At 73.8% G+C, this 5,122-nt stretch carries 6 protein-coding genes; 5 read left to right on the plus strand and 1 reads right to left on the minus strand.

The features are described from left to right. Window positions 1-332: hypothetical protein (locus ETD83_RS39170; RefSeq protein ID WP_205718139.1), on the plus strand; the 332-nt coding region annotated here is incomplete at its 5' end. Between the two features lie 273 nt (window positions 333-605). Next, entirely contained in the window at window positions 606-1,100 is a 495-nt protein-coding gene (locus ETD83_RS39175; RefSeq protein ID WP_138650261.1) for a luciferase family protein, read from the plus strand. Window positions 1,101-1,259: 159 nt separating this feature from the next. Here ETD83_RS39175 and ETD83_RS39180 read toward each other — a convergent pair whose 3' ends face one another. Continuing rightward, on the minus strand, window positions 1,260-2,051 hold the full coding sequence (locus ETD83_RS39180; protein WP_138650262.1) for an alpha/beta hydrolase: 792 nt from the start codon (window positions 2,049-2,051) through the stop codon (window positions 1,260-1,262). A 226-nt stretch (window positions 2,052-2,277) separates the two neighbouring features. Between ETD83_RS39180 and ETD83_RS39185 the strand changes: the two genes are divergently transcribed. The 3 genes from ETD83_RS39185 to ETD83_RS39195 form a co-directional block, all read left to right on the plus strand. After that, window positions 2,278-3,441, plus strand: coding sequence for a glycosyltransferase family 4 protein (locus tag ETD83_RS39185; RefSeq protein WP_230421490.1), 1,164 nt, complete (start codon window positions 2,278-2,280; stop codon window positions 3,439-3,441). Then, entirely contained in the window at window positions 3,438-4,181 is a 744-nt protein-coding gene (locus ETD83_RS39190) for a DUF2334 domain-containing protein (protein WP_138650265.1), read from the plus strand. The genes ETD83_RS39185 and ETD83_RS39190 overlap by 4 nt, the downstream gene beginning before the upstream one ends. Beyond that, a partial coding sequence (locus ETD83_RS39195) for a glycosyltransferase (protein ID WP_138650266.1) occupies window positions 4,178-5,122 on the plus strand: 945 nt, incomplete at its 3' end. The genes ETD83_RS39190 and ETD83_RS39195, both read left to right, overlap by 4 nt.

Raw genomic sequence — 5,122 nt, forward strand, 5'->3', positions numbered from 1 at the left:
GCCGCAGCGGAACCCCTACCGCCGCCCGGAGCATCATCCCCGCACCCGGTGTCGTGCCCAACGGAGCCTTCGCCGCGCTCCCCGGAGCGCCGGTCTCGCCCATGGGAAGCGTCGCCCTGCCGCCGATCCAGGCACCCGCCCCCCTCATCGCCGGGACCCCGGCGACCAACGCGGCCCCCGTGATCCAGGCCAGACTCCGCAGCGGCACCTCCGCGACGCAGCCCCTCCCGTACACCACGTTCGCCATCATCGAGGCCCCCTGGCTGGCCCTCCTCCTGATGACGTCCACCGCCTTCGCCGCTCGCCTCCGCTCCACCCGCGTGAAGCGCTAAGGCGCGGATCCGTTCACCACCCGGCACGCCGGGGCGTCGGCGACAACAGGGCGGTGGCCTCAGCGGTGGCAGGCGGTGACCACTTCGGGCACGTCGGCGGCCTCGCCCATGCACATGCCCGTGTCCCCTCCATCTGCCTTCGGCCGCCACGGATGACCGGATGCGGTCGCGGGTAACTTATTGAGGCCAAGGGGTGCCGCTGCGGCGAGCATGGGGTGAACGATGGCCGATATGGGTGCGAGAGCCGGGACGAATCGGCGTTCGTCACAGAGCGTGAGCCCGGGGGTGTTGGCCGGCCGGGTGGTGAACGAACTGGCCCGATGGCCGGGGCTGCGCGTGTGCCGGGCCGAGTGCGGCAGGGGAGCGGCGCTGGCCCTGGGCCCCCGGCAGATCGTGCACCTGCCGGGTGACCACGAAGCCGAACTGCGACTGGGCGCGCCGGCCGTGCGGCGGCTGGGGCCGGCGCTCAACGACTCCCGGCAGCTCATCGCGCTGTCGATGACCGAGCCGGCCGCCTGCCCCGATGATCCGCACGCCGCCCACGCCGCCCACGTTGAAATCGGGGACGGCGCGGACCCGGAGGAATGGGTGCGGATCCGCATGGACGGCGACGCCGACGTTTCGCTGATCCTGTCGCTGGCGAGCATCGCGATCGCCGCCGGCACCGGCAAGATCGTCGGCCTGGACCGCGCCGAGCCCTCCTGCCCGAGGGCTCGGCGGGTCGCCATCCTCGGCACGCCCGGTGAGTCGCGCTACCGGCGGACGTGACACCCACCGCGCCGTCCCCGCCGATCAAGCCGCCCACCAGCGCGCCCATCGTCCGAACCGCCCAAGCCGGCTCGCAGCCCGAACGTGGACACGCATGATCAACCGACGCGACGCGGTCGGCCATCCCGCGCGGGTCCTGGCGCTCTGCCGTCGCTGGTCTCAGATGTGTTCGAGGGCCCAGGCCAGGGCCTCGTCGGCGATCTGCTCCGAGCCCGTCTGCGCGGGAAGGAGGTGGGCGTAGCCCGGGTATTCGCGGATCTCGGTGATCGTGGCGGACTTGTAGTGCTTCTTGTTGGACCGCTGGACGGCCGGGGGCATCAGGTGGTCCTCGCCGCCGGAGACGAACAGCAGCGGTGCCCGGTCGTCGTTGTGGTAGTCCACCCAGGTCTCCTGCGCGCCGGGCTGGAAGTTGGCCAGCACGCTGCCCCACAGGATGCCGCCGTTGGCCGGGACGTGATAGCGCTCGTACAGCGCCAGGGACTCCTGCTCGGTGAAGGTGTTGGTGAACGCGTACCGCCACTGCTCGGCGGTCAGCCCGACGGCCCTGTGCCGGTTGGCGGGGCTCTTGAGCACCGGGAACGTCGACTTCACCTGCGACAGCGGCACGACCCTCACGCCCTCGGTGGGCGCCGAGTTGAAGACGACGCCGGCGGCCCCGAAGCCGTGGTCGAGCAGGATCTGGGTGAAGGCGCCGCCCGCGGAGTGGCCCATGATGATCGGCGGGCGGTCGAGCTCGCGGACGATCCCTTCGAGTTTCTCGATGATCGCGGGAACGGTGACGTCGGCGATGATCTGCGGGTCGGCGCGCAGCGCTTCGACCTCGATCTCGAAGCCCGGGTAGCCGGGGGCGATGACCCGGTACCCCTTCGCCTCATAGTGGGTGATCCAATGCTCCCAGCTTCGCGGGGTCACCCAGAAGCCGTGCACGAGGACGATCGTGTCGGGTCCCATGCACTCAGCATCACCGGCAGGCCCACGACTGAACACCGTCCGGATGACCAAGATCTCCGCAGATCCGGGCAAAGTCAGCAACGAGCCGCGGTCCTGCAAGATCACGCCAGGACCGGTGATGCGGTCGACGGGCGCAAGGTTTTCGTGTTGTTCGTCTTTTCGGATGGCATGTGCGGTTGCGTCGTCGTACGAGGCGATCACCCTGTGTGCCGTGAAAGTCGCCATTGTGACTGAGTCATTCCTGCCCCAGGTCAACGGTGTGACCGGCTCGGTCTGCCGGGTCCTCGAACAGCTCGCCGCGCGCGGGCACCAGGCGCTGGTCGTCGCGCCCCGTCCCGGGCTGGTCTCCAGTGGAGAGACGGCCCACGCCCCCTGGAACTGTCCGGAGTCCTACGCCGGGGCCCGGGTGGAGCTCCTCCCCGGCGTCCGGCTCCCCTTCTACTCGTCGGTCGCCGTCGGGCTGCCGACCCGGCGGGTCACCGCGATGCTGCGGGACTTCGCGCCCGACGTCGTCCATCTCGCCGCGCCGATGGTGCTCGGCGCCTCCGGGCTGGCCGCGGCACAACGGCTGGACGTCCCGGCCGTGGCGGTGTTCCAGACCGACATCGCCGGGTTCGCCCGGCGGTACGGGCTGCGCGGCACCGACCCGGCCGTGTGGTGGTGGCTGCGCCGCCTGCACGGGCGCGCCGACCGGACGCTCGCGCCGTCCACCCCGGTGCTCGCCGAGCTCGACCGCCGCGGCGTTCCGCGGCTGTCGCTGTGGGGACGGGGCGTGGACCGGCAGCGGTTCCACCCCGCGCACCGGTCCGCCGGGGTGCGGGCCGTGCTCGCCCCGGACGGCGAGGTCCTCGTCGGCTACGTCGGACGGCTCGCCGCCGAGAAGCGTCCGAGGATGCTCGCGACGCTGGCCGGCCTTCCCGGCACGCGGCTGGTGCTCGTCGGCGACGGCCCGGAGGAACGCCGCCTGCGCCGCATGATGCCGGACGCGGTGTTCACCGGATTCCGCACCGGGACCGAACTGTCGCAGCTCATGGCGTCGCTGGACGTCTTCGTCCACACCGGCGCCGACGACACGTTCTGCCAGGCGATCCAGGAGGCGCTGGCCTGCGGGGTGCCCGTCGTGGCGGCCGCGGCGGGCGGCCCGCTCGACCTCGTCCGGCCCGGGGTGAACGGGCTGCTGTTCGCGCCCGACGACGGCGACGGCCTGCGGGCGGCCGTGTCCGCGCTGGCCGCCGACGCGGAGCTTCGCCGACGCCTCGGCGCCGGGGCGCTCGCCTCCGTCGAGGGACGCGGCTGGGACGTGGTGTGCGAAGAGCTGTTCGGCCACTACCGGCAGGTGTCCGGCGGCGCGTGCACGGCCGCCGTCCAGCATGCCGACGATGCCGCATGAGCCCGCCGAAGAGCTTCCCGTTCGTGGTGTCGGTGCACGACGTGTCCCCGAGCACCGCGACGGCAACCAGGCGGTGGCTCGCCGACCTCGACGAGCGCGGCGTGCCCGCCACGTTGCTCCTCATCCCCGCGCCGTTCGGGGACGGCCCGGCGCTGCCCGGCGATCCCGTCCTGGTCGACCAGCTGCACGAGGCGGCCGCCCGCGGGCACGAACTCGCCCTGCACGGGTACCGGCACGAAGGCGTCCCCGGCGGTCCGCACTGGCGGCGCGGGGTGAACCGGGTCCTGGTCAGAGGGGCCGGGGAGTTCTGGACGCTGACCGAGCAGCAGGCCCGGCAGCGGCTGCGCGCGGGCCTGGACCTGCTGGCGGACGCGGGCATCGAGACGGCCGGGTTCACACCGCCGGGCTGGCTGGCGTCCCCCGGCACCCGGCGGGCGCTGGCCGCGCTCGGGTTCGCCTACTGGACGAGCCACCTGGCCGTCCACCGCCTGCCGGGCGGGCCGGTGCGGCGGATGCCCGCGCTGTCACACCGTCCGGGAGCGGCGGGGGAGCGGGCCGGTGCCCGGCTGATGGTCGACGCGGCGCGGACGTTCGCCCGGCTGCGGATGCCGTTCCGGATCGCGCTGCACCCCGCGGACCTGACCCGTCCCGGCCTGCGCCGTGCCGCGCTCGCCGCGATCGACCTGGCCGTCGCGGCGGGCGGGCGCCCGACGACCTACCAGGCGCTGGTCACGGCATGAGGATCGTGCAGCTCGCCAACCTGTACAGCCCGGTGTCCGGCGGGCTGCGCACCGCCGTCGACATGCTCGGCGCGGGCTACGCCGCCGCCGGTCACCAGCGCGCGCTGGTGGTGCCCGGACGCTCGCACACCCGGACGGAAAGCGAGAAGGGCCTGCTCATCACGGTCCCCGGCGCGTCGGTCGCGCCCGGGTACCGGCTCGTCCTGGACCCGCGCCCGGTGCTGCGCGTCCTCACCCGCCTCGAACCGGACGTGGTGGAGGTCTCCGACAAGGCCAGCCTCACCGTGGCGGCCCGCTGGGCCCGGCGGCGCGGGGTCCGCGCGGTGCTGTTCTCCCACGAACGGCTGGACGCGATCCTGGCACCGCACCTCCCCGGCCGCCTGCCGGTGGCCCCGGTCACCGACCGCTGGAACCGGCGGCTCGCCGCGATGTTCGACGAGGTCGTGACGACCTCGGCGTTCGCCGCCGCCGAGTTCGCCCGGGTGGGGACGCCCCGCCTGCACCGCGTCCCGCTCGGCGTCGACCTCGCGACGTTCCGTCCCGCCGACGACACCGGCTCAGTGCGGGGACACCGCCCGGAACCCGCTGGATCGTTCCGGCTCGTCCTTTTGGGGCGGCTCTCCCGGGAGAAACGTCCCGAACTGGCGCTGACGACGGTGCGGGAACTTCGGCGGCGCGGCGTTCCGGTGCAACTGGACGTCGTGGGCAGCGGGCCGCTGCACGCCGCGCTCCGCTCGCTGGCCATCCGGGAGGCGCTGCCCGTCCGCTTCCACGGGCACGTGCACCGCCGCGAGGACGTGGTCCGGCGGCTGGCCGCGGCGGACGTGGCCCTGGCCACCTGCCCCGTCGAGTCGTTCGGCCTGGCCGTGCTGGAGGCGCTGGCCTGCGGCGTCCCCGTCGTCGCGGCCGACCGCGGCGCGGCCCGCGAACTGCTCGCCCCC

Origin of the sequence: Actinomadura soli (genome assembly GCF_005889715.1) — a bacterium.
GTDB lineage: Bacteria > Actinomycetota > Actinomycetes > Streptosporangiales > Streptosporangiaceae > Spirillospora > Spirillospora soli.

What these genes read in the sequence shown, in the direction of transcription:
- ETD83_RS39190 (WP_138650265.1), top strand. Translation starts at nt 3,438, where the DNA reads ATGAGCCCGCCGAAGAGCTTCCCGTTCGTGGTGTCGGTGCACGACGTG.
- ETD83_RS39180 (WP_138650262.1), bottom strand. Translation starts at nt 2,051, where the DNA reads ATGGGACCCGACACGATCGTCCTCGTGCACGGCTTCTGGGTGACCCCG.